At 45.9% G+C, this 22,493-nt stretch carries 25 protein-coding genes; 7 read left to right on the forward strand and 18 right to left on the reverse strand.

Annotation, left to right across the window (positions count from 1 at the left end; translation table 11 throughout):
- Positions 1 to 34: 34 nt before the first annotated feature.
- Complete coding sequence (locus tag ACYQ05_RS06385) at positions 35 to 622, forward strand: hypothetical protein (RefSeq protein WP_459819424.1); 588 nt, start codon at positions 35 to 37, stop codon at positions 620 to 622.
- A 165-nt stretch (positions 623 to 787) separates the two neighbouring features.
- Here the strand turns inward: ACYQ05_RS06385 and ACYQ05_RS06390 are convergent, their stop codons facing one another.
- From ACYQ05_RS06390 to ACYQ05_RS06435, 10 genes are all read right to left on the reverse strand, one after another.
- On the reverse strand, positions 788 to 1,294 hold the full coding sequence (locus ACYQ05_RS06390) for a DUF302 domain-containing protein (RefSeq protein ID WP_459819426.1): 507 nt from the start codon (positions 1,292 to 1,294) through the stop codon (positions 788 to 790).
- Position 1,295: 1 nt separating this feature from the next.
- Entirely contained in the window at positions 1,296 to 2,264 is a 969-nt protein-coding gene (locus ACYQ05_RS06395; protein ID WP_459819427.1) for an SLAC1 anion channel family protein, read from the reverse strand.
- Positions 2,265 to 2,306: 42 nt separating this feature from the next.
- Positions 2,307 to 2,819: a cyclic pyranopterin monophosphate synthase MoaC gene (gene moaC, locus ACYQ05_RS06400; RefSeq protein WP_459819429.1), complete on the reverse strand. Its 513-nt coding sequence runs from the start codon at positions 2,817 to 2,819 to the stop codon at positions 2,307 to 2,309.
- An 11-nt stretch (positions 2,820 to 2,830) separates the two neighbouring features.
- Complete coding sequence (locus ACYQ05_RS06405) at positions 2,831 to 4,027, reverse strand: molybdopterin molybdotransferase MoeA (RefSeq protein WP_459819430.1); 1,197 nt, start codon at positions 4,025 to 4,027, stop codon at positions 2,831 to 2,833.
- A gap of 16 nt (positions 4,028 to 4,043) precedes the next feature.
- Positions 4,044 to 4,511, reverse strand: a complete 468-nt coding sequence (gene moaE / locus ACYQ05_RS06410; RefSeq protein WP_459819432.1) for a molybdopterin synthase catalytic subunit MoaE — start codon at positions 4,509 to 4,511, stop codon at positions 4,044 to 4,046.
- A 3-nt stretch (positions 4,512 to 4,514) separates the two neighbouring features.
- Entirely contained in the window at positions 4,515 to 4,763 is a 249-nt protein-coding gene (gene moaD, locus ACYQ05_RS06415; protein ID WP_459819434.1) for a molybdopterin converting factor subunit 1, read from the reverse strand.
- Between the two features lie 11 nt (positions 4,764 to 4,774).
- The gene (gene moaA, locus ACYQ05_RS06420) at positions 4,775 to 5,773 is read right to left on the reverse strand and encodes a GTP 3',8-cyclase MoaA (RefSeq protein WP_459819436.1); all 999 of its coding nucleotides are present in this window, start codon (positions 5,771 to 5,773) and stop codon (positions 4,775 to 4,777) included.
- A gap of 127 nt (positions 5,774 to 5,900) precedes the next feature.
- On the reverse strand, positions 5,901 to 6,977 hold the full coding sequence (locus tag ACYQ05_RS06425) for a c-type cytochrome (RefSeq protein WP_459819438.1): 1,077 nt from the start codon (positions 6,975 to 6,977) through the stop codon (positions 5,901 to 5,903).
- On the reverse strand, positions 6,964 to 8,325 hold the full coding sequence (gene soxC, locus ACYQ05_RS06430) for a sulfite dehydrogenase (protein WP_459819440.1): 1,362 nt from the start codon (positions 8,323 to 8,325) through the stop codon (positions 6,964 to 6,966). Before soxC ends, ACYQ05_RS06425 begins: the two co-directional genes overlap by 14 nt.
- Before the next feature lie 231 nt (positions 8,326 to 8,556).
- The gene (locus ACYQ05_RS06435; RefSeq protein WP_459819442.1) at positions 8,557 to 9,006 is read right to left on the reverse strand and encodes a hypothetical protein; all 450 of its coding nucleotides are present in this window, start codon (positions 9,004 to 9,006) and stop codon (positions 8,557 to 8,559) included.
- A 78-nt stretch (positions 9,007 to 9,084) separates the two neighbouring features.
- On the opposite strand from ACYQ05_RS06435, the gene hemB reads away from it, so the two are divergent.
- Both hemB and aroE read left to right on the forward strand, forming a co-directional pair.
- Complete coding sequence (gene hemB, locus ACYQ05_RS06440) at positions 9,085 to 10,095, forward strand: porphobilinogen synthase (RefSeq protein WP_459819444.1); 1,011 nt, start codon at positions 9,085 to 9,087, stop codon at positions 10,093 to 10,095.
- Complete coding sequence (gene aroE, locus ACYQ05_RS06445) at positions 10,095 to 10,940, forward strand: shikimate dehydrogenase (RefSeq protein WP_459819446.1); 846 nt, start codon at positions 10,095 to 10,097, stop codon at positions 10,938 to 10,940. Before hemB ends, aroE begins: the two co-directional genes overlap by 1 nt.
- Positions 10,941 to 10,998: 58 nt before the next feature.
- On the opposite strand, the gene ACYQ05_RS06450 is transcribed toward aroE, so the two are convergent.
- Complete coding sequence (locus ACYQ05_RS06450) at positions 10,999 to 11,454, reverse strand: YaiI/YqxD family protein (protein WP_459819448.1); 456 nt, start codon at positions 11,452 to 11,454, stop codon at positions 10,999 to 11,001.
- Between the two features lie 74 nt (positions 11,455 to 11,528).
- Here ACYQ05_RS06450 and luxS point away from each other — a divergent pair, with 74 nt between their 5' ends.
- Entirely contained in the window at positions 11,529 to 12,053 is a 525-nt protein-coding gene (luxS, locus tag ACYQ05_RS06455) for an S-ribosylhomocysteine lyase (RefSeq protein WP_459819450.1), read from the forward strand.
- The gene (gene mtnN / locus ACYQ05_RS06460; protein WP_459819451.1) at positions 12,054 to 12,755 is read left to right on the forward strand and encodes a 5'-methylthioadenosine/S-adenosylhomocysteine nucleosidase; all 702 of its coding nucleotides are present in this window, start codon (positions 12,054 to 12,056) and stop codon (positions 12,753 to 12,755) included. It abuts the gene before it with no gap.
- Between the two features lie 198 nt (positions 12,756 to 12,953).
- Here mtnN and argB read toward each other — a convergent pair whose 3' ends face one another.
- From argB to ACYQ05_RS06485, 5 genes are all read right to left on the reverse strand, one after another.
- Positions 12,954 to 13,850 carry an acetylglutamate kinase gene (argB, locus tag ACYQ05_RS06465; RefSeq protein WP_459819453.1) on the reverse strand — a complete coding sequence of 299 codons (897 nt, stop codon included), beginning with the start codon at positions 13,848 to 13,850 and terminating at the stop codon, positions 12,954 to 12,956.
- Between the two features lie 20 nt (positions 13,851 to 13,870).
- The gene (locus ACYQ05_RS06470; RefSeq protein ID WP_459819455.1) at positions 13,871 to 14,359 is read right to left on the reverse strand and encodes a YajQ family cyclic di-GMP-binding protein; all 489 of its coding nucleotides are present in this window, start codon (positions 14,357 to 14,359) and stop codon (positions 13,871 to 13,873) included.
- A gap of 15 nt (positions 14,360 to 14,374) precedes the next feature.
- Entirely contained in the window at positions 14,375 to 15,757 is a 1,383-nt protein-coding gene (locus tag ACYQ05_RS06475; RefSeq protein WP_459819456.1) for a phosphomannomutase/phosphoglucomutase, read from the reverse strand.
- Positions 15,758 to 15,792: 35 nt separating this feature from the next.
- Positions 15,793 to 16,254: a dUTP diphosphatase gene (dut, locus tag ACYQ05_RS06480; protein ID WP_459820080.1), complete on the reverse strand. Its 462-nt coding sequence runs from the start codon at positions 16,252 to 16,254 to the stop codon at positions 15,793 to 15,795.
- A gap of 80 nt (positions 16,255 to 16,334) precedes the next feature.
- Positions 16,335 to 17,324 carry a YbgA family protein gene (locus ACYQ05_RS06485; RefSeq protein ID WP_459819459.1) on the reverse strand — a complete coding sequence of 330 codons (990 nt, stop codon included), beginning with the start codon at positions 17,322 to 17,324 and terminating at the stop codon, positions 16,335 to 16,337.
- Positions 17,325 to 17,525: 201 nt separating this feature from the next.
- Here ACYQ05_RS06485 and gyrB point away from each other — a divergent pair, with 201 nt between their 5' ends.
- Both gyrB and ACYQ05_RS06495 read left to right on the forward strand, forming a co-directional pair.
- Positions 17,526 to 19,976, forward strand: coding sequence for a DNA topoisomerase (ATP-hydrolyzing) subunit B (gyrB, locus tag ACYQ05_RS06490; RefSeq protein WP_459819460.1), 2,451 nt, complete (start codon positions 17,526 to 17,528; stop codon positions 19,974 to 19,976).
- Between the two features lie 155 nt (positions 19,977 to 20,131).
- Complete coding sequence (locus ACYQ05_RS06495) at positions 20,132 to 21,079, forward strand: phosphoribulokinase (RefSeq protein ID WP_459819462.1); 948 nt, start codon at positions 20,132 to 20,134, stop codon at positions 21,077 to 21,079.
- A gap of 83 nt (positions 21,080 to 21,162) precedes the next feature.
- Here ACYQ05_RS06495 and ACYQ05_RS06500 read toward each other — a convergent pair whose 3' ends face one another.
- Both ACYQ05_RS06500 and hemF read right to left on the reverse strand, forming a co-directional pair.
- A complete protein-coding gene (locus ACYQ05_RS06500) occupies positions 21,163 to 21,534 on the reverse strand; it encodes an RNA-binding S4 domain-containing protein (RefSeq protein ID WP_459819464.1) in 372 nt (123 codons plus the stop codon).
- Between the two features lie 7 nt (positions 21,535 to 21,541).
- Positions 21,542 to 22,492: an oxygen-dependent coproporphyrinogen oxidase gene (gene hemF, locus ACYQ05_RS06505; RefSeq protein WP_459819466.1), complete on the reverse strand. Its 951-nt coding sequence runs from the start codon at positions 22,490 to 22,492 to the stop codon at positions 21,542 to 21,544.
- Between the last annotated feature and the right edge of the window lies 1 nt (position 22,493).

Genomic DNA, 22,493 nt, shown 5'->3' on the forward strand with positions numbered 1-22,493 from the left:
CGCTCTAGTCAAAAAAGACTCAGAGGATTTTATAATGAAAAAACCCAGTGAACTTATCACCATTCTCGCCACGACGATCATGTTTATCAGTGGCTACGCCTTTTTGCGTTACGCTTTTGAGGTTTCAGATCAATTTCCTTTTACTCAGGAAATTGCCCTCATCTTTTTAGGCACCCTTGCCACTGTTTTGATCACCGCTTTACTGTTAAGGAAGCAATCTGAAGTTGAACTGGATAAAGAAAAAACGGTTAAATACCTTGATCTAAAATCCAGTGTCTATTTAGAGGTCATTAAGGAACTCGAGGAACTCTTGTTGAACCGTTCTTTTGATGATGAGCAGATGATGCAGTTAGAGTTTTTAGCGCACAAAGTGGCCATTGTCGCCTCACCCAGTTTTCTCAAAGCTTATGGCAACTTTTTACAAGACATAAAACGCTATATGAAAGATGAGAAGCTCACAGATAAAGAATCCGATATCATCTCTTGCCGCATGGCCTATTTAACCATTGAAATGCGAAAAGATTTGATTGGAGAGCTGGATCAAGAGAGTGAGACTTCACAACAAGTGATCCAAAGCACCATTCTGCAAAACATTCAACAATCTGTAGAGACTTTCAAATAAGCCTCTTCTTATGACGGTTTTAAAATTTAAAAGGGCAATTTGCCCTTTTTTTCATGGGCTTAAAAATAAAAAACCCACTCGATTTATGCGTAACTTGCGGACAAGTCATAGGCATAGCGGGTCTGTTAAATCGTTTAATAAGCAAACGTGTTGTTTGCCTTTTGACTAAAATATCGTATATCTAAAATGTAAAAAGCTCATGATCTCTTCCATATCTTTGACGACAGATTCCATCACCTCACCTTCTGCAGTGCCACTAAACATCCTTGACATCAGATAGCCATTCATCAGTCCAATATAAACTTTACCATCGCTTTTTTCATAGACGGAGATACTGAGCGGCATTTTTACCGACATATATTTTCTATCATCTGCTGCTAACATTTTAGAAGAGAGTTTGGCATTGCAAAATTTTATGATTTTCACTTTGCCAACATCCGACCCACCATATTTAAGGATTTCTTGCTCTTGATCTATGACTTCCGTCACATGCCAACCATCTTTATGATTGATTCTATCTGTTAGCAAAGAGACCGTTTTTTCCAACCCAAAAGGGCTCGGAACCTCTTTAAACAGCATCTCTTTAAAGGCTAATTTATAACCAAACGGTATGATAAAAATAGCGATGACAATCCCTAAAATAAGACCGGCGATAAGACTTCTTTTACTCATGTTACTCTTCCTCTGCTAAACAAATTTCTTCATTTTTAATCGCTATCACAGTTTTGATAAAGACTAAAGCCACCACCAAAGTGGTCAGACTGGTTAAAAATAGTGAAACAATGTAATTAAAATCGTTGTGATAGGTCATATACATCAAAATGGATGCGATGGAAACCGCAGCAAGTGGGAAAGTATAAGCCCACCAAGAGATAAAAAACTTTGAACTGATAAAAACTCTTAATTTTACGAACATCAAAAGTGTTATCACCAGTGCGATCGAGTACAAAAACAGACTCATCATATCAATGCTTCCAAAAGTAATTCTAAAATAACTGATAAATCCGACCGCTGGTGGCGCAATCAGAATAAAGAGTGTAGGAACAAGTTTTAATGGCATTGGGTGATGAAAGATCATGCGGTACATAACGATAATAAACAGCGTGAGCCAATAAAAAATACCGATTGAAAAATAGAAGATTGAAATCGCTACAGGTAATACATCAACACCGACAATCGGAACCAGCAGATTACCGACCACCGGTATAAACCAAGCTGGATTTATATGGTTGATATTGAGCTTTTCATGCATCATCCAAAATTTGATGGTTCTAAGTGTAAAAAATAGATGCAATGCTGCCCCCATGTACCAAAAAGTAACCGAAACCGTAGGGGCATAGTCATAATAGGCGATTGAAAGCAACAGCATGCTGATAGAGATCGCAGGCACAAATGAGCTTTTTATTGGATGATTAAGCTCCTCTTCTACTTTATGCGGATACTTTACCCACTTAAATAGATAAATCGTGAAAATCAGAAAAAACAAAAGGGTATTGATGGCCAAAAGAGACCAATACCAAATTAAAGAAAAATCTAAGACATGAGAAGCTTTTGCATAGACGATACTCAGTCCTGAAATCCCCATCAAAACTGCAAAAAATTGCACGGGAAACAGAGACAAATCTCTTTTGTTAAAAATCATAGACCCTCCTTTAAACGGCTATGGTAATTTCACTTTTAAATGCTATAAGCTCCTTTTAGAAAGATCCGTTTCTGTACGCTGCCAATGGCCACTTTTACCGCCTTTTTTCTCTAAAAGCTGCACTTGATCAATCACCATACCTCGATCGACCGCTTTGCACATATCATAAAGGGTTAAGGCGGCAATCGAAGCAGCGGTTAAGGCTTCAATCTCTATTCCAGTCTGTCCCACCGTTTTACAGGTCGCATAGACGGTGACGGTGCTATCAGTTTCATTGGGTGTTAATTCGACCTTAACCGAAGTGATCATAAGGGGATGACACATGGGGATAAGGTCGGGCGTACGTTTGGCAGCCATAATGCCCGCAATGCGAGCCGTGGCCATCACATCACCTTTTTTATGCCGGCCTTCGACAATCATCGCCAAGGTTTCAGGTTGCATATGAATGACCGCCATTGCAGTGGCTTCACGAGCCGTTGTTGCTTTATCTGACACATCCACCATCCGCGCCTGACCTTTATCATCCAGATGGGTTAAGCTTTGATTTTCGCTCATCACGGCCTCCTTTAAAAGGGATAAAAGGCGACAGTGTCCCCTTTTGCGAGGGTACTGTCTTCAGGAATGACCACAAAGCCTTCAGCCCAAACCGTTGAGGTCAAAACACCCGAATCTTGATTGGCAAACAGTTCTACCCAAGTTTCGGTTCCCTGGTGCCGTAAACGTCCCCGTGCAAATTCACGACGAAAACCGGGCTTGCGCCAATCAAAGTCCGCTTTCACAAATAGCGGCTGAGGCACGACCTGCTGCTCGCCTTGCATTTTTCGCAGAAAGGGTTGGGCAAAGAGCTTAAAGGTGGCAAATGCAGAGACTGGATTGCCGGGGAGCCCAATAAAGGGTTTATCTAGCACCGTACCATAGGCCAAAGGTTTGCCCGGCTTCATTTTTACCTTCCACATATTCAAACTGCCAAGAGACTCAACCGCCGGCTTCACATGATCCTCACCACCCACCGATACGCCGCCAGTGGTCATGACCACATCGGCCACGGAAGCAGCCTGTTTAAGCGCGTCTTGTGTGGCTTCAAGCGTATCTGATACTTGACCCAGATCGATGAACTCCAAGCCCAGTTCAGAGATTAAGCCGGATAATAGATAACGGTTGGCATTAAAGATTTTCCCCGCTTCTGGGGCTTGCCCCGGTTCGAGGAGTTCTTCACCTGTGGTAAAAGTGGCCACCTTTAAACGTCGATAGGCCTGCGCTTGCGCAATCCCCATGGAGGCCATTAAACCAACTTCTTGAGGGCGCAATTTTTGCCCCACCGTTAAAACTTTAGCCCCTTTTTGAATACTTGCGCCTGTTGCACGGATATTTTGCCCAGCTTGTACGGGCGCATTGATTGTGACTTGATGATGCGTTTCATCAAAAGTGGTCTCTTCTTGCATCACCACTGCATCTGCACCTTGGGGAATGGCCGCACCGGTAAAGATTCTGGCGGCAGTGCCCGCTTGTAGCGCTTCCGGCTGATCGCCTGCAGCAATGCGTTGAGTAATAGGGAGGGTTGAATTTTGCGCAACCGATTCAGCGCTCACCGCATATCCGTCCATGGTGGCGACTGGCATCGGTGGCACATTGACCGGCGAGATGATGTCTTCTGCCAAAATCCGACCATGTAACTGAGTCAAGGGCAGCGTTTCCGTTTCACCTATAGGACTGGCTTGTTCAAGTAAATAGGCGAGCGCTTCATCAAAGGTTTTCATAGACATAATCTTAAGCTCTCTTTTAAACAGCCCAGCGTTGTTCGGCTTCTTTATCACTGATACGGGCATCGACCCAACGGGTTTCGCCATTGGGTAAGGTCTCTTTTTTCCAGAAAGGGGCATTGGTTTTCAAGTAGTCCATCATAAAATGTGCCGCATCAAAGGCATTCTCTCGGTGACGAGAAGCCACCGCAACTAGGACAATTTGATCAGTGGGGTACATTTTACCCACACGATGAATAATCAAACTGGCTTCGAGCGACCAACGTTGATGAGCTTGCTGACGAATTTTTTCCAGTGCCCGCTCGGTCATCCCTGGATAATGTTCCAGCTCCAGAATAGACACCTCATCCCCTTCATTAATATCACGCACCGTTCCAACAAAAGCCACCACTGCCCCGATGTCTTTATGACCGGCTCGCAACTGCTGAACCTCTGTGGTCAGATCAAAATCGGCCTGTTGAATTTTAATCTGCGGATATTCATTCATCCCTCAACCCCCTGTTACAGGTGGGAAAAAGGCGACTTCATCTCCAGAGCGAATAGGCGTTTGACGATCGGCCATATCCTGATTCACTGCAATTTGCAGATTGGGATTGTTCAATAGAGCCTGTTGCCAAACTTCACCGCGCTCTGCAAGCCGCTTTAACAGCTCTTCCACGGAGTGAATATCCGCCGGTAACTGCTCTTGCGGCTTACCAAGGACTTCTCGAAAACTGGCAAAATATAAAACCTTGACCATCGTTTTGCTCCTCAGCCTCCTAATGAGACCATCTGTCTAAATTCAATATTATGCACATTCTCATTAAAGAAATGACGTTCTGGTTTTTTCTGCATCGCATCCACAATCAACTGTTTCAGCTCTGCATCACTGACCCCCTCGCGCAAGGGGGTGCGCAGATCGACCGAATCTTCCTGCCCTAAACAGAGAGCCAAAATGCCTTTCGCTGTCAGACGCACCCGATTACAGGTTTCACAAAAGTGTTGGGAGACCGCTGAAATCACCCCGATTTTTGCTTCTGTGCCTGCAATTTGATAATTACGCGCGGGCCCATCATGGCTACGACTCTGCACCGGTATTAAATCCGACCCCACATGCGCTTTGACCCTGGCAAGAATCTTATCCGCCGCATAGTGCTGATCCATCATGCTGACACCGGCTGGCCCAATCGGCATGGTTTCAATAAAACGCACTTCTACGCCTTTCTCGATGCCATATTCGACCATGGCTTCAATCTCATCGTCATTCGTGCCTTTCATGACCACCATATTAAACTTTACCGGCCGCATATCCACCGCCAAAGCTGCATCCACACCAGCCAACACTTTTTGCAGATCGCCCCCCCGAGTAATGTTTTTAAATCGCTGAGGTCTCAAGGAGTCTATTGAGATATTCACTCGGGTAACGCCAGCCTGCTTGAGCTTGGCCGCTTCGCGGGCTAGATGATGCGCATTGGTGGAAAGCGCAATTTCTTGCAATCCAGCCAATGGACTGATGGATTCAATTAGGTGGTGTAGGTTTTTACGGACCAAAGGCTCTCCTCCCGTAATCCGCACCTTTGCGACACCCAGTTCCACAAATGCCTGAATAATCCGGGCTAATTCATCATAGTCCAAATATTCCGTATGACGTCCTTCAGGATGCACGCCTTGTTCTGGCATGCAGTAACCGCAACGATAGTTGCATTTGTCGGTGACAGAGACCCGCAAATACTCAATCTTACGGTTAAAAGGATCAATCAGTTCTGGCATAAGCGTTATTTCCTAAAAGAATAACGCTATTTTAACGGTTTTCATTCACTTTGCAATCAATATTTAATACTGGCATAAAAAAACCCCGCCAAGGCGGGGCTTCTATTTATCAGATTAAATAATCCGATTACATACCTGCGTGACCCACCCCTGGAGGTGCTTCGTGTAAACGCTGTGGTACATTGTACTGTGGCTCACCATTTGGCAGCTTACGTGCTTGACGATAATTATGGATGTTGCCTTTTCCATCCCCAACCATATAGTCAGGACAATCTTTCATGCAACGCTCGTTATGAATAACAGGACGGTGATCACAGAAGAAGTTTGCCTGGTTTGGCATAAACTTATTTGCTTTCATTAACAACTCAGAGTTAAAGAAAGTATCATCTTCAAGCTGAGTGCCGTTCTCATCGATTGGAATCTCGTTCGCTTGAAGGATATAACCTGTCATCCCTAAGTAACCGGCATCACCAATCGCGGGTGAATTAGGCGACCAGTAAGGCATCGCACGACGCACATAATCAAAGAAGGTTGTTGCATAAGGCCAGTAGTTACCCACGGTTTTAATCGGTGCTGGATCAGTGAAATCACTGGTTACTAAGCTTTCACTTCCGCCCGCTAGGGGAAGATAGCCTTTAGCCCCTTCACCGAACTCACCATGACACATACCGCAGAACTGAACATAGATCTGCCCACCTTTTTCAACCGTCATGCCTACAGAAGGATCAGGTAGACCATTACCATCTCCATCAACAGAGATATTCCATTTTTTCAATGCAGACTCAGCAATCGGTGTACCAAAACCCTTGGCAACGAATTTAGCATCATCTTGATAATGCTTGCGCGCAGACTCATGCACTTCAACAAATGCGGCAGGAATCTTACATTGTGCATTACCGTGATTCCCCCCATCAATGCTGTCATCCACTTCAAAAGAGTAAGGGTTTGCTGGATCTAGTTTCCCTTCCAAACCAGCACGACCATAGGTCGCATCTTTGCCCAAGATGGCTTCAATCACTTTAGGATCTAAATACTTACCACCATTTTCTTTGATGATCTCTTTATAGTTAGCAGCATATTTACCATTAATTTTTTCAGCGCTGGCTTTAGTTGAGCCGGTGTGTTCACCACTCATCGCCATTGCCGAACCTGCAAATGCTGCCGTCAATGCAGCGGCAATTAAAGTTTGTTTAGTATTGAACATTTTCGATCATGCCTCCGTTTTTACCGTTATCCCATGGATGTACACGCCAAGTTACCATGGCCGTACGGTGGTAAACGTTATTGGTTCCTTCGATTTCACGCATTTGTGGCATAGGAGGCTGTACATAACCTGTTTCATCCGTTGTACGACTCATAAGGAAAGCTTCGGAGCCATCCCAATCCCACTCAATTTCAAAACGCGTCCAAGCTTTATCAAGCACCGGTGACGTAAAGTGGGCTTCATGCCAGTTCTTACCACCATCAAAGGAGACATCCACATGTGAAACTTTACCGCGTCCAGACCAAGCCAAACCACGAACATAGTATTTACCAGGACCTTGCATCTTGAAATCTGGTGATGGATAGGTAATGACAGAGTTGGCCTCCATATACCATGAGAAACGCTGTGCCGTTCCATCAGGCATCAATTCTGTATATTTAGAAGTCTCTTCACGGTGTTGAAGTGGCACATCATGGACATAGATGCGACGTAGGTATTTCACCCACATATTGGCTTCACAACCTGGCACGACTAAACGAATTGGATACCCTTGTTCACGACGCAAGGCTTCACCGTTTTGGGCATAAGCGACAAAACAGTCATCCATTGCTAATTCAACTGGAAGCGAACGAGACATTCCGGATGCATCCGCACCTTCAGGAATAATCCATTTTCCTTCTGGCTTGATCCCTGCTTCTTTCAATAGATCAGAAAGACGAACCCCAGTGTATTCCACACAAGACATCATGCCGTGTGTCCATTGAACAGAGTTCAACTGAACCCCCTTCCATTCCATCGCACCGTTTGCAGGACATTCAATAAAGTGAATACGAGAAATGGATGGGAAACGTTTAAGGTCATCCATCGTAAAGATCAATGGACGCTCAACCAAACCATGGATCACTAAACGGTGCTCATCAGGGTTAATGGTTGGCACCCCTCCGTGAAAGCGTTCAAAGTGAAGACCATTTGGGGTAATAATACCATGCAAGCTTTGAATTGGGGTCATGGTGATTGAAGCCATAGAGTCAGGCGTCAACCACTCCAGTGTACGGCGCTGGACTTCAGCTTCATAGGGAGAAGGCATGCCGTAAGGATATTTACGTACACCGAAACCCAGTGACTTACGTGCAGGACCATCCTGCAATACGGTTGTGATCTCTTCTTTACCCGCATAAGGGGCAACGGCTTTCTTAGGATCGTAATGTGCACTGTCTGCAGCGGAAGCTGCCTTTGTGAACAGAACACCCCCAGCGACAGCCGCAGAACCTTTTAAAAAGGCACGACGGCTTTGGCTGCGACTTTCTTCTGTCTGTAGCGCAACCTTTTCTACAATTTTATCTGTCATTTAATGCTCCTTGATTGACCTTTTTGCTAGGCAAAAAGACCTCAGCTTCAAGAGGTTAGTATTTTGTCAGCGATTTAATTACCGCACTGTTGCGGCAACACCTTTTAAAGTGCTTTGGGAAATAATATGTTTTATCTAAATTAATCGCAAGTTAAACATCAAGAAAAATTAGAAAACACTTATATAAATTTTTTATGACTTATTTAGCATTTTCTATAACAATTTTTTATATCATCCCTTCTGCTGCCTTTGCTGCCGTTGACAAATTGGCCCAGATTTAGGAAATTCAATATCCTCCGCCACTTGCGCCAAAAACTGTTGAAGCTCATCGACAGTCAGCACCGAAAGCAGTTTATTCATAATCTCAGGATCGACTTCTACCGTGGTATATTCACCGCTACTGAGTTTAATCTGCACACCGCAAGCATCCGCCAGTGCCCCCTCGCTGCCATTCCCTTCGATTAATGCCGCCTGTTCACCAAAAAACAGCTCATCATAATATTGTTCAACCGTTTCAACTGCCTCTTCTCCCTTTATCACTTCTAGCACCACGGAATAAGCCTCCCCATCTGCAGGGGTCTCTTCTGTCTGAATAAAGAGCGATTCCGCATGCGGTCGGCATTGGGCCATAAATTTTTCTGCTAAAGTGCGATCAAAAAATAAATACTCCATGTTTTCCATGAGTCCGCCTCCTTCTTTTTCTCAAACAGATACGGTATCATTCAACTCTCCCAACCTCAAGGCTAAAAAGGACTGATCATGCTGAACCGTCAATTTCCCATTACCCGAATGCGCCGCATGCGCAAAGATGATTTTTCGCGTCGCCTGATGCGAGAAACCGTACTGACAACCAATGATTTAATTTATCCCATGTTTGTCATTGAGGGGGAAGAGACGACACAAGAAGTCCCTTCAATGCCCGGAATTGTCCGCTATACGATTGATCTGTTGGTCGAAGAGGTGAAAGAACTCTTTGACCTTGGCATCCCGATGGTCACCCTGTTCCCAGTGCCCGATCCAACCACCAAAAGCTTAACCGCCAAAGAGGCTTATAATCCGGAGGGGCTTGTGCAAAGAGCGGTCCGCGCTATCAAAGCAGCCTGTCCAGAGATGGGCGTAATGACCGATGTCGCCCTTGACCCCTACACGACTCATGGTCAAGATGGCATTATTGATGAGACCGGTTATGTGCTCAATGATGAAACCATTGATGTTTTATTAAAGCAGGCCCTTAGCCATGCAGAGGCGGGTGCGGATGTCATTGGCCCTTCAGATATGATGGATGGTCGGATAATTGAGCTCAGGGAATATCTTGAGGACAATGGTCAAATTCATACACGCATTATGGCCTATTCAGCCAAGTATGCCTCTTCATTTTATGGCCCCTTCCGCGATGCCGTCGGCTCTGCTGCAAATTTAGGCGCCGGCAATAAATACACCTATCAAATGGATCCGGCCAACAGCAATGAGGCCCTTCACGAAGTCGCTCTTGATTTAAATGAAGGTGCGGATATGGTCATGGTAAAACCTGGACTGCCCTATTTAGACATTGTGCGCCGCATTAAAGATGAATTTAAAGCGCCCACTTTTGTTTACCATGTGAGCGGAGAATATGCGATGCTCAAAGCCGCTGCGCTTAATGGCTGGGTGGATGAAAGGGCAGCGGTGCTTGAAAGTTTACTGAGCTGTAAACGCGCTGGCGCGGATGGCATTCTGACCTATTATGCCAAAGAGGCGGCGATTTGGCTCTATGAGCAAGGGTATCATTAATGCAACAGCCTGATTTATATGCCGTAGTGGGCAATCCCATTGCCCACTCTAAATCGCCTTTAATCCATCGCCTTTTTGCAGAACAGACGCAACAAAATTTAGTCTATGAAGCGATTCTCATTGAGCAAACCCCTTTTGCTTATGCAGTAGATCGTCTTAAACAAAAAGGCTACCGAGGGCTGAACATTACCGTGCCCTATAAACTTGAAGCCTTTGAATATGCGGATGAAATAACACCGAGAGCACAAACTGCGGAAGCGGTCAACACCTTTCTGTTTAAAGAAGATGGCACCACCTTGGGGGAAAATACCGACGGCGTCGGTTTAGTGAATGATATTCAAAACAACTGCCAAAGAGCGATCCAAAACCAGTCGGTACTGATTTTGGGCGCCGGAGGTGCCGTGCAAGGGGTATTACAACCTATTTTAGAGCAACTGCCTGCACAAGTGCATATCGCCAATCGGACTGTAGCTCGCGCGGAATCATTGGCTCAACGCTTTCTCCCCAATGCGACCTGTCCGATTTCAGCCAGCGGTTGGGAAGCGATTCCGCTTCAACAGTGGGACCTTATTATTAATGGCACCGCCGCCAGTTTAGCGGGAAAACCTCTACCCATTTCGCCCAAACTACTCGGAGAAAACAGTTTGGTCTATGATATGATGTATGGCGCTCAACCGACCCCCTTTTTGCAATGGGCGCAGCAACATCACCCCCACTGCCAAACCGCAGATGGTTTAGGCATGCTGGTCGAGCAAGCCGCAGAAGCGTTTGCACTCTGGCGCGGTGTCCGCCCGGAAACCCAACCAGTCATACAAACCGTTCGAGAAATGCTCACTACAAATTAACCTCAAAAAGTCAAAAGCTTGCCAAAATCCCCAGTCCTGCCTCTTAGAAGGGTCAATCTCAAGGCGCTTTTAAATACTGCCTTAACAAGCGGTCGAGTTGATTGGCAAACATTTGGCGAGCATTTTGATTGAAAGCTGCAGGACCTCCCGTTTGCACACCACTTGAGCGCAAGCTTTCCATAAAATCTCGCATATTGAGCCGCTGGCGGATATTCTCCAAGGTATAAAGTTCACCTCGTGGGTTCAAAGCCAGTCCGCCTTTTTCAATGACTTCGGCTGCCAGCGGAATGTCTTGCGTCACCACTAAATCCCCCGCTTGCATGCGTTGCACAATCACATTATCCGCCACATCAAACCCTTGCCTGACCTGAATAAAGTCGATATAAGGGGAGGGAGGAATAGACATCCCATGATTGGCGACTAAGGTCATCGGTATTTTTACCCGATTTGCCGCCTTAAACAAAATCTCTTTAATCACGCCCGGACAAGCATCCGCATCCACCCAAATTTTCACAATACACCTATTCAACGCATGTTTCTAAAATTTCAGTATAATGATTCCATCTATTAATCAAAAGGAAAAAACCAATGCCATTACTCGATAGTTTTACCGTTGATCACACCATTATGCCTGCTCCAGCCGTTCGCGTGGCAAAAACGATGCAGACCCCTTGCGGAGACACCATCACCGTATTTGATTTACGCTTCTGTAAGCCCAATGAGGAAATGATGAGTGAAAAAGGCATTCATACCCTAGAACACCTATTCGCAGGCTTTATGCGTGAGCACTTAAACAGTGAAGATGTGGAAGTGATCGACATCTCACCGATGGGGTGCCGTACTGGCTTTTATATGAGCGTGATCGGCGCGCCGGATGAGCAGCGGGTGGCAGAGGCTTGGGCTGCTTCGATGAAAGATGTGTTGGCCGTGCCCGATATGCAGCACATTCCAGAGCTCAATATCTACCAGTGCGGCAGCTATAAAATGCACTCCTTAGACGAAGCAAAAGCAATCGCGCAAGGCGTTTTGGATAAAGGCATTGGCGTGATGAAAAATGAAGACATTGCGCTCTCTGCAGAAAAGTTAGCTGAACTGGGCAACGAGGTCGCTTAAATGCATGCGAAACGCCTAGGCATTATTGGCGCAATGGAAGAGGAGGTCGCATTATTGCGTGCCCAGTTGCACAATGCGACGACAGAATTCCATGCTGGGTTTGAATATACACTCGGAGAGTATGCGGGTCATGACATTGCCTTACTCAAGTCGGGCATTGGCAAAGTCAATGCAGCCATTGGCGCCACCCTCTTATGCCAACTCTATACACCAGATGCCGTGATCAACACCGGCTCCGCGGGGGGCTTCGATCCCTCTCTGGATGTGGGTGATGTGGTCATCAGCGAAGCCGTCTGTCATCATGATGTGGATGTCTCCCCTTTCGGCTATGCGTATGGCCAAGTTCCAGGGCAACCACAATGCTTTCTACCCAATGCGGAGTTGGTCAAGGTGGCCCAAGAAGCCCTGCAAACCTTGCCTCAGCTTAAAGCCAAAACTGGGCTCATTGCCACGGGGGATCGTTTTATGTATGACCCGGCAGATGTTGAGCAAGTTCGCCAACGCTTTCCTGAAATGATTGCCGCAGAGATGGAAGCGGCCGCCATTGCACAAGTCTGTCACGCCTTTGAAGTACCCTTTGTGATTATTCGCGCCCTATCAGATATTGCGGGCAAAGAGAATGTGGTGACCTTTGAGCAATTCTTAGAAACGGCTGCCCGTCATTCAGCCAATCTGATTCTGAAAATGATTGAAAAAATTTAATCGAGACCTTTGCATGAGTGGGATGCGAGCTAAAAATGAGAAAAAATTTTCCATATCTAGGCGGGAAACGCAGGCAATAGCCCAACTATTGCCAAGTTTTCCAACAACGAGAAGGGAAATTTTAGCCATTTTTAGCCGTAGAACCATCTCGTGCAAAGGTCTCTAATCAAAGCGCCTTCCAGAATAGGCGCTTTTTTGTTAATGATTGGTAATCAGTGTCCCCACCCCTTCATCGGTAAAGACTTCTAGCATCACGGCATGCTCAACACGCCCATCAATAATATGCGAAGAATGCACCCCCTTTTGCACCGCTTCCAACGCACAGCGGATCTTAGGCAGCATGCCGCCATAGATGGTGCCATCCTGAATCAGCTCGGCCACCTTTTCAGAGTTCAGGCCTGTCAAGAGGTTACCCGCTTTATCCAGTAAACCTGGCGTATTGGTCAGCAACATCAGTTTCTCAGCTTTCAACGCTTCCGCTACCTTTCCGGCAACCAAATCGGCATTGATATTATAAGAGCGACCATCTTGCCCGACGCCCACAGGTGCAATCACTGGAATAAAGCCACTGTTCACCATCGTATCAATCACCTCGGTGTTTATGCGTTCCACTTCGCCCACATGCCCCAAATCAATAATTTCAGAGGCATTTAACGCTTCATTAAACGCAGTCATCTCCATTTTACGGGCACGAATCATATCGCCATCCTTACCGGTCAACCCGACTGCCCGCCCCCCATGCTGGTGAATCAGGTTCACAATCTCTTTATTGACGGAGCCGCCGAGGACCATCTCCACAATATCCATGGTCTCGGAATCGGTCACGCGCATGCCTTGAATAAACTCAGACTCTTTACCAATCCGCTTGAGCAAATCCGCAATCTGCGGGCCGCCGCCATGCACCACCACTGGGTTCATACCGACCAGTTTCATTAAGACAATATCTCGCGCAAACCCCTCTTTGAGCTTGTCATCAATCATCGCATTGCCGCCATATTTCACCACAATGGTTTTGCCGGCAAATCGTTGGATATAAGGCAGGGCTTCAGCGAGCACTGAAGCGATCTGTTGTGCCTGATCTTTATTTAAATTCATACTTTTCTGGATTCTCATCATTAATCTTTAAAATTCTTAAACTGTAACGGAAGACCAATCTCTTCACTCTCTTTAAGCATCTGCATCACTTGCTGAAGGTCATCTCGCTTTTTACCTGTCACACGAATGCTGTCACCTTGATTCGCAGCCTGTACTTTCAACTTGCTGTCTTTAATCATTTTAATGATCTGTTTCGCATCTGCTGCTTCCAATCCTTCACGCACCTTAACCACCTGTTTCGCCGTTTTCACCTGTACATCTGGATCTTGCAGCTCGATGGCACGGATATCAATGCCACGGCGGTTCAATTTTTGAATCAGAATCTGATACATCTGTTCCAACTGAAATTCTGATTCCGTTTTCATGGTAATTTGGTTGTCATTGCCCAGCTCAAAACTGGACTCAGTGCCGCGAAAATCATAACGTGTATCCACTTCACGGTTGGCTTGATCGACGGCATTGATCAACTCATGTTTATCAATTTCTGAGACGATATCAAATGAAGGCATTTTTACTTCTCCAAATTAAAAGGGTAATTTTAAATTAGGGTCCACTTTCAGCATCTGCTGCTTAAAGGTGTGCTGAATGCGCGCTAAAGCTTCTGGCGTGGTCCCTTCAAAACGCAACACTAAAATCGGGGTAGTATTGGACGGGCGCACCAACCCCCAACCATCCTCCCAATCCACGCGGATGCCATCTAGGTCAAACACTTGACCCCCAGGGAACTCCGCCACTTTTTTCAATTTTTCCATATAGGCAAAATGTGCCCCTTCTTGCTCAAAGGCCACTTCAATCTCTGGTGTATTGTATGCATTCGGCAGACTGGCGAATAACTCCGTGCTACTTAAAGGCTGGGCTGCTAAAATTTCGAGCATACGTGCTGCAGTATAAATACCATCATCAAAGCCATACCAATGCTCTTTAAAGAAGACATGGCCACTCATCTCACCGGCTAAGGCTGCGCCCGTCTCTTTCATTTTCGCCTTAATCAAAGAGTGGCCGGTCTTCCACATCAGTGGTTGACCACCTGCTTTTTCGATCTCTTTCGCCAACAATGAACTACATTTAATGTCAAAAATAATGGTTGCCCCTGGCTCACGCTCTAACACCTGCCGCGCATACAGCATCATCTGACGGTCGGCATAAAGTACATTGCCTTGCGTATCGACCACTCCACAACGGTCGCCATCGCCATCAAAAGCGAAACCAATATCGGCTTGTTGCGCCTTCACTTCAGCAATCAAATCCTGCAAATTTTTAGGTTTGGCGGGATCCGGGTGGTGATTGGGGAAATTGCCATCCACTTCACAAAACAGCTCCGTCACTTCACAGCCCAAGGCTTTCAGCACATTTGGCGCATAGGCACCAGCGACGCCATTCCCAGCATCCACCACCACTTTCAAAGGCCTTGCCAACTGCACAGAATCGGTCACCGCTTGCAGATAATCCGCTTCAATCGCATAAGGGGTCACTTTCCCCTCTTCCGCCAAGGCCACAAAATCCTGTTCCACAATGCGACGATAGAGATCTTGAATCATCTCCCCATACAAGGTGGTACCTGCCACCACCATTTTAATACCATTATAATTCGGTGGATTATGTGAACCGGTGATCACCGCACAAGAGTTCACACCTGGCAAAGTCACCGCACCAAAATAGGCCATCGGCGTAGTAACTTGACCTAAATCGATCACTTCCAAACCGCAGTCGGTCAGCCCGCGTGCCAAAGCTTCGGCAAAACGGGGACCGCTTAAACGGCCATCTCGCCCAATCACGATTTTTTCTTCTCCAGCCACCACCACCGCAGAGCCCAAAGCACGACCAATCTGCTCGACCGCTTCTTCCGTTAAGGTTTCATCCACAATACCGCGAATGTCATACGCTTTAAAAATCGCTGATTCAATCATCTCTTTTCCTTAAACCCTAAATGTTTCATGTGGAACTATTTGCGGCCGGTGTGACCAAAGCCCCCTTCGCCACGCTCAGTCGTCTGCACAAAATCCTCTACTACAACCAACTCCGGCTGCACCACAGGCACAATTACCATCTGCGCAATACGTTCCCCTACACTCACCGTAAACGGCTCAGTGCCGCGGTTCCATAGCGAAACCATCAAGGGCCCTTGATAATCGGAGTCAATTAATCCAACCAAATTACCTAACACAATGCCATATTTATGACCCAATCCTGAGCGTGGCAACAGCATCGCTGCATAATTTGGATCCCCGATATGCACCGCCATCCCCGTTGGAATCAACTCTGCCTCTCCAGGCTGCAACACTACATCCTGCTCAAGACACGCGCGCAAATCCAAACCAGCAGATCCGGGTGTCCCATAATGCGGCATCGGAATTTCATCACCCAAACGTGGATCTAAAATCTTAATCTCAACTTTCAATGCAATACTCCCAAATTTTATCCTTTCCAAATTATACCTTGCCGCCCTCATATCCGAGGATTTGATTTTTGTTCTCTTCTAAAGCGTTATGGCTTATAAGCCTTAATATCTGACCTTAAAGCCAAATCTGCCGGATAAGGGTGAAAAAATACCTGCGTCGACAGGTAATCCGAGCCATAGTGATTAAGAAACTGCTCCAATACTTTGATGACAGCAATCAAAGGGACCGTGCCTTCAATAAACTCGGCAACCGTGGTTTGATAATGGTTTTTTTCTTCATCACTCAGCTGCTGCTTAAAATAACCATACACATGATCCAGTACATTTCTTACGCGTCCCCGAGTGGTTCGAAAACCAAGCAAAGCGAACAGTTTTTGCTGATAAGCCATGATCTGTTCATCCAAATTCTCTTTTCTTGTCTGAGCAACCAACTGCCCCATTTCTCGATAAAGCGCTTCGTTTTTCGACATCAATAAATATTTATGATCACGGTGAAAAATCTGAAAATCTGCCAGGCTGGGGGATTGGCTCAAAAGCTCACGCCACCGCGCAGCTGTAAAGGCATGCAGCATAAAGTTTTCCCTAAGCCAAGCATCCCTGAGTCGCCCTTCATCTTCGATGGCTAAATAGGGCGCTTGATGATGTAACTGGCCCGTAAACAGGCCAGAGGTCATTGGATCTTTTGAGCCATGCCACTCGCCCGTAGGCTGATAAACTTTAATCCGCTCCAACCCACAACTGGGAGATTTAGACTTCACAACCGCCGCATCCACCGATTGCGCTAGCAACTTAGGAATCATTTTATCACCATAGGCCTGTAAACCTTCCGTATAATCGGTTCCTGACCTCTGACCTATGACCCGAACCCCTTCTGGCTTCCCAACTAAACGAATGGTCTCTCGAGGTGTTCCGATAACCGCTGCCTCGGGGCAAAAAGGATAAAAATCTGCATACTTCGCCAGTGCATGATTCACAAAATCATCCTGAGCATGCCCCCCATTATAGCGACACTCCGTCCCCCTTAAACAATCTGAAACCGCGATCTTTAAACGTGGAAATTTCATCTGATTTTTCACAATAGTTCACCTTAATTTTTTAACGCATCTTTAGCCTGTGCAAAGTGCTCACCTCACACCCTAAGTCTCTAGTAATTAAATAATGCTTTATATATAAATTCTTGACTCCCTTAATCTAAATCATACCACCATTAAGCGCATTTCTTGCATTGAACTATTTATGATATAATTTATCAATTATAACTAAAGCAAAGCACTTCTATGAGCGAAGCAACTCCTTCCAATTCTGTTGACAATCAAGACAACTACGACTCCTCATCTATTAAGGTTCTAAAGGGACTTGATGCCGTTCGTAAACGCCCGGGTATGTATATTGGAGATACCGATGATGGCTCCGGTCTGCATCATATGGTATTTGAGGTGGTGGATAACGCCATTGATGAAGCCTTAGCCGGTTATTGTGACAATATTATCGTCACCATTCACACCGATGGCTCCGTCTCCATCAAAGATAATGGACGCGGTATCCCGGTTGGCATTATGGAAGAAGAAGGGGTGTCAGCCGCCGAAGTGATTTTAACGGTGCTGCATGCTGGTGGGAAATTTGATGACAACTCCTATAAAGTCTCGGGCGGGCTGCATGGCGTGGGGGTTTCCGTAGTCAACGCCCTTTCCGAAAAGTTGGAGCTCACCATTCGCCGTGAAGGCAAGATTTGGAAACAGACTTACCGGTTAGGCGTTCCAGAAGCACCGCTAAAAGCCGTCGGGGAAACCGATGAAACCGGAACAGAAATCCGTTTCTGGCCGAGCAAAGAGATCTTTGCCATCACCGAATTTGATTACAACCATCTTTTAAAACGCATTCGCGAACTGGCTTTCCTTAACTCTGGTATCCATATTGAATTGATAGATCGCCGAGATGATCGCCACGAAGTGTTTGAATATGATGGCGGCATTAAAGCCTTTGTTGAGTATATCAATCAGAATAAAAATCCGATTCATCAAAAGATTTTCTACTACAGCACCGTCAAAGATGACATTGTGGTAGAAATCGCCATGCAGTGGTCGGATGCTTACCAAGAAGCCATTTACGCCTTTACCAACAATATTCCGCAAAAAGATGGTGGAACACACCTATCGGGATTCAGAGCGGCCCTAACACGCACCCTGAACCAGTATGCGGAAAAAGAAGGACTGGCGAAAAAATACAAGATGAATATCTCTGGGGATGACGCCCGCGAAGGGTTAGCAGCTGTGATTTCAGTCAAGGTACCCGATCCCAAGTTCTCATCACAAACCAAAGAGAAGTTGGTCTCCTCCGAAGTCAAATCGGCGGTTGAAACCACGATGAATGAAAAATTGGCTGAGTTCCTATTGGAAAACCCTGCGGATGCCAAGGCCATTTTCAGCAAAATTATTGATGCCGCACGGGCGCGTGAAGCTGCCCGCAAAGCGCGCGAAATGACCCGACGCAAAGGGGCTTTAGATATTGCAGGCTTGCCGGGTAAATTGGCCGATTGCCAAGAAAAAGATCCCGCCTTATCTGAACTCTATCTGGTGGAGGGAGACTCTGCAGGTGGGTCTGCCAAACAAGGTCGAGATCGCCGCACACAAGCCATTTTGCCCCTAAAAGGGAAAATCTTAAATGTGGAAAAAGCGCGTTTTGATAAGATGCTCAGCTCAGCAGAAGTGGGCACACTGATTACCGCACTCGGCTGCGGGATTGGCGCTGAAGAATACAATCCAGACAAGTTGCGCTATCACCGCATTATTCTGATGACCGATGCGGATGTCGATGGCTCTCATATTCGCACGCTCCTGCTCACCTTCTTCTATCGTCAAATGCCCGAGTTGATTGAACGTGGCTATGTCTATATCGCACAACCTCCCCTATATAAGGTGAAAAAAGGTAAGCAAGAGGCCTACTTAAAAGATGATGGCGAATTGGAAAATTATCTACTGCAGTCAGCTTTAGATAACGCTGCTTTATGGGTCAGTCAGGATGGCCCTGCCATTAAAGGCGCCGCGCTGGAAAAACTTGCCAAGGATTACCTGCAAGTTCAGCGTATTATTCAGCGTCTAAGCCGTCGTTACAATACAATTTTCCTTAATTTAATGACAGACTTACCCGTCGTCACTGAAACAATGCTCAATGACTCAGCCGCCCTAGAAATCTGGCGCAGCGAAGCTTTGGTCCGTCTAAAGGCACTGGGAGAACAGCAAAAGGTCGAGTTTGAACTGAGCATTGAACCCAGCGAAGCCGAAGGCGCACAGTATCAATTGCGCCTCATGCAACGTGAACATGGCACACTCAATAGCCGAGTTTACGATTTAGAGTTCTTCAAATCGGCTGAATATCAAAAAATTGCCGACTTAAGCAATGAGTTAACCGGTTTACTCACAGAAAGTGCTTATATCCAACGTGGTGAAAAAACCCAACCTGTTGCCAGTTTTAAAGCGGCGCTCGATTGGTTAATGAACGAAGCCAAACGTGGCCAAACCATCCAGCGCTACAAAGGTCTTGGGGAGATGAACCCCGAACAGCTCTGGGAAACCACGATGAACCCCGAAACCCGCCGTCTATTGCAAGTGACCATTGACGATGCGGTGCAAGCGGATCTTGTGTTTACCACCCTAATGGGGGATGAAGTCGAACCTCGACGCGCCTTTATCGAAGAAAATGCGTTGCAGGTTGAAAATTTAGACATCTAACTGTGATTGAAAAAAAGTTAAGAATCGTTTTAAATAGTTTTAATTTTATGAAGTTTTAATTTTAACCCCTAAATCCTGAGTGTTTATCCATTCAGGATTTTAGCGTTTTTTACCCTAATTAAAGGGGTTGAAAACGCCTTGAAAGGAGACAAACTATGTCAGTTCAACATCCTATTATCACCGTCACTGGTTCATCTGGTGCGGGGACTTCTTTTGTAAAACGCGCTATTGAAAAGATTTTTGATCGCGAAAATATTAATCCTGCCATCATCGAAGGCGACAGCTTCCACAAATATGATCGCGCAACCATGAAACAAAAAGTGGCAGAGAGTAAAAAGAATTGCGGTCGTGTTTTGACTCACTTCTCTGAATATGCCAATGAATTCAAAAAGTTAGAAGAGTTATTTAAACAATATCGTGAAACAGGTACCGGTAAACGCCGTTATTACATTCATTCAGATGAAGAAGCCGAATATCACAGCAAGCGTTTGGGTCAAGAATTTAAGTCTGGTGAATTTACCCCTTGGGAAGATCTACCCGAAGGGACCGATATTCTCTTCTATGAAGGGTTACACGGAATGGTGCGTCGCGTGAAGCACGAAAAACCGGATATGCCTAAATATGATGTAGCACAATATGTCGATTTAGGGATAGGTGTGGCACCTGTTGTGAATATTGAGTGGATGCAAAAAATCTACCGTGATACCACTGAGCGTCCTTATAGCGTAGAGCAGGTACGTGAAACCATTATGGAACGGATGGATGATTATATTGAATATATCGTACCTCAATTCCACCGTACCCATATCAATTTCCATCGTGTTCCTTTAGTCGACACCTCTGATCCATTCTCAACGGAATCTGAAATTGCCCCAATGGGTCCTAAACCTGAAGATTCCTTGGTGGTCACTCATGTTCGCCATCAAGACATAGACTTAGAAGCGATTAAAGATCAGATCCCAGGCGCTTGGCTACAAAACGAAAGCACCTTAGTTTATGGCGGTGAACATATGGTACTGGCCATGGATTTGATGATGAGCCCAATCATCCATAATTTAATCGAGAAAAAACGTGCTGCGCTTGCAGCCAAAGCGAACGGATAGTTTTCAATCTATCTGCTGACTAAAAACCGGCTTTATGCCGGTTTTTTCTTTTTTAGCACCAGCTAAGCTTTGTTAGAAGTAAATTAGAACTCTAAAAGATGTTCAATCTGCCGTCGCTCGCGTTTTGTGGGACGCCCTTTGCCTTTTTCACGATAACCAACCAGTGCCATGTCCGCTTTTGGCTTTCTTTGATTGAGGTACTCTTCATCAATCTGATACAGGGCACTCGCAGTTTCAGCATTACCGCGTTTATCCGCTAAGGCCAGTACGGTAATTTTAACTTTTCGGTGTGGTTGTGTAATCTCTAGAAAATCTCCAACCTTTAGAGTTTTTGACGGCTTAGACTTAAGTCCATTCAGGCTCACTTTACCGCCTTTAATCGCTTCTGTGGCGATGCCGCGCGTTTTAAAAAAGCGCGCAGCCCAGAGCCACTTATCTAAACGCACCCCTTCCATCTATGCCTTAACCTTCAAGATCTGCTAACCAATTTCGAGGGGTTAAATACTCATACAACTTCGCTTCTTCTGAACCAGGTTCAGGATGATAGTTATATTTCCAGCTACAGAGTGGCGGCATGGACATTAAAATGGACTCCGTGCGTCCGCCAGTTTGCAGACCAAAAATCGTCCCGCGATCATAGACAAGATTGAATTCAGCATAACGCCCGCGACGATAGAGTTGAAAGTCACGTTGGCGCTGGCCATAGTCAATGTCTTTGCGTCGTTGTAAAATCGGACGATAGGCTTGGATATAGCTGTCACCCACTGCTCGCGTAAAAGCAAAACAGCGTTCAAAATCCCAACCATGAGTCTGTTCATTCAAATCATCAAAAAACAATCCCCCCACCCCGCGGTTTTCTTGGCGGTGCTTAAGATAAAAATACTCATCACACCATTTTTTATATTGCGGATAAATCTCATCACCAAATGGCGCACACGCTTTTTTGGCTTCTAAATGCCAAAAAATCACATCCTCTTCAAATGGGTAATAGGGCGTTAAATCATAGCCGCCACCAAACCACCAAACGGGCGCTTCGCCAGCTTTTTCAGCAATAAAGAGACGTACATTGGCATGAGAAGTGGGCGCATAGGGATTGCGGGGATGGATGACTAAAGAGACCCCTAAGGCTTGGAATGAACGTCCGGCCAATTCAGGACGGTGGGCCGTGGCAGAAGCGGGCAATTTTTGCCCCCGCACATGGGAAAAATTCACGCCTCCTTTTTCAATCACTGCTCCGCCTTCCAGAACACGCGTAATTCCACCCCCCGTCAACCCCATCTCGCCTGAGTCTGGCTCACGCTCCCACTCATCCACAATGAAAGCCTCGCCATCCACCTCGGACAGCTGACGACAAATATCGGCTTGAAGTTCTAATAAGTAAGTCTTGACCGCTTTAATATTTAATTCTGGCATA

Source organism: Galenea microaerophila (genome assembly GCF_054657255.1).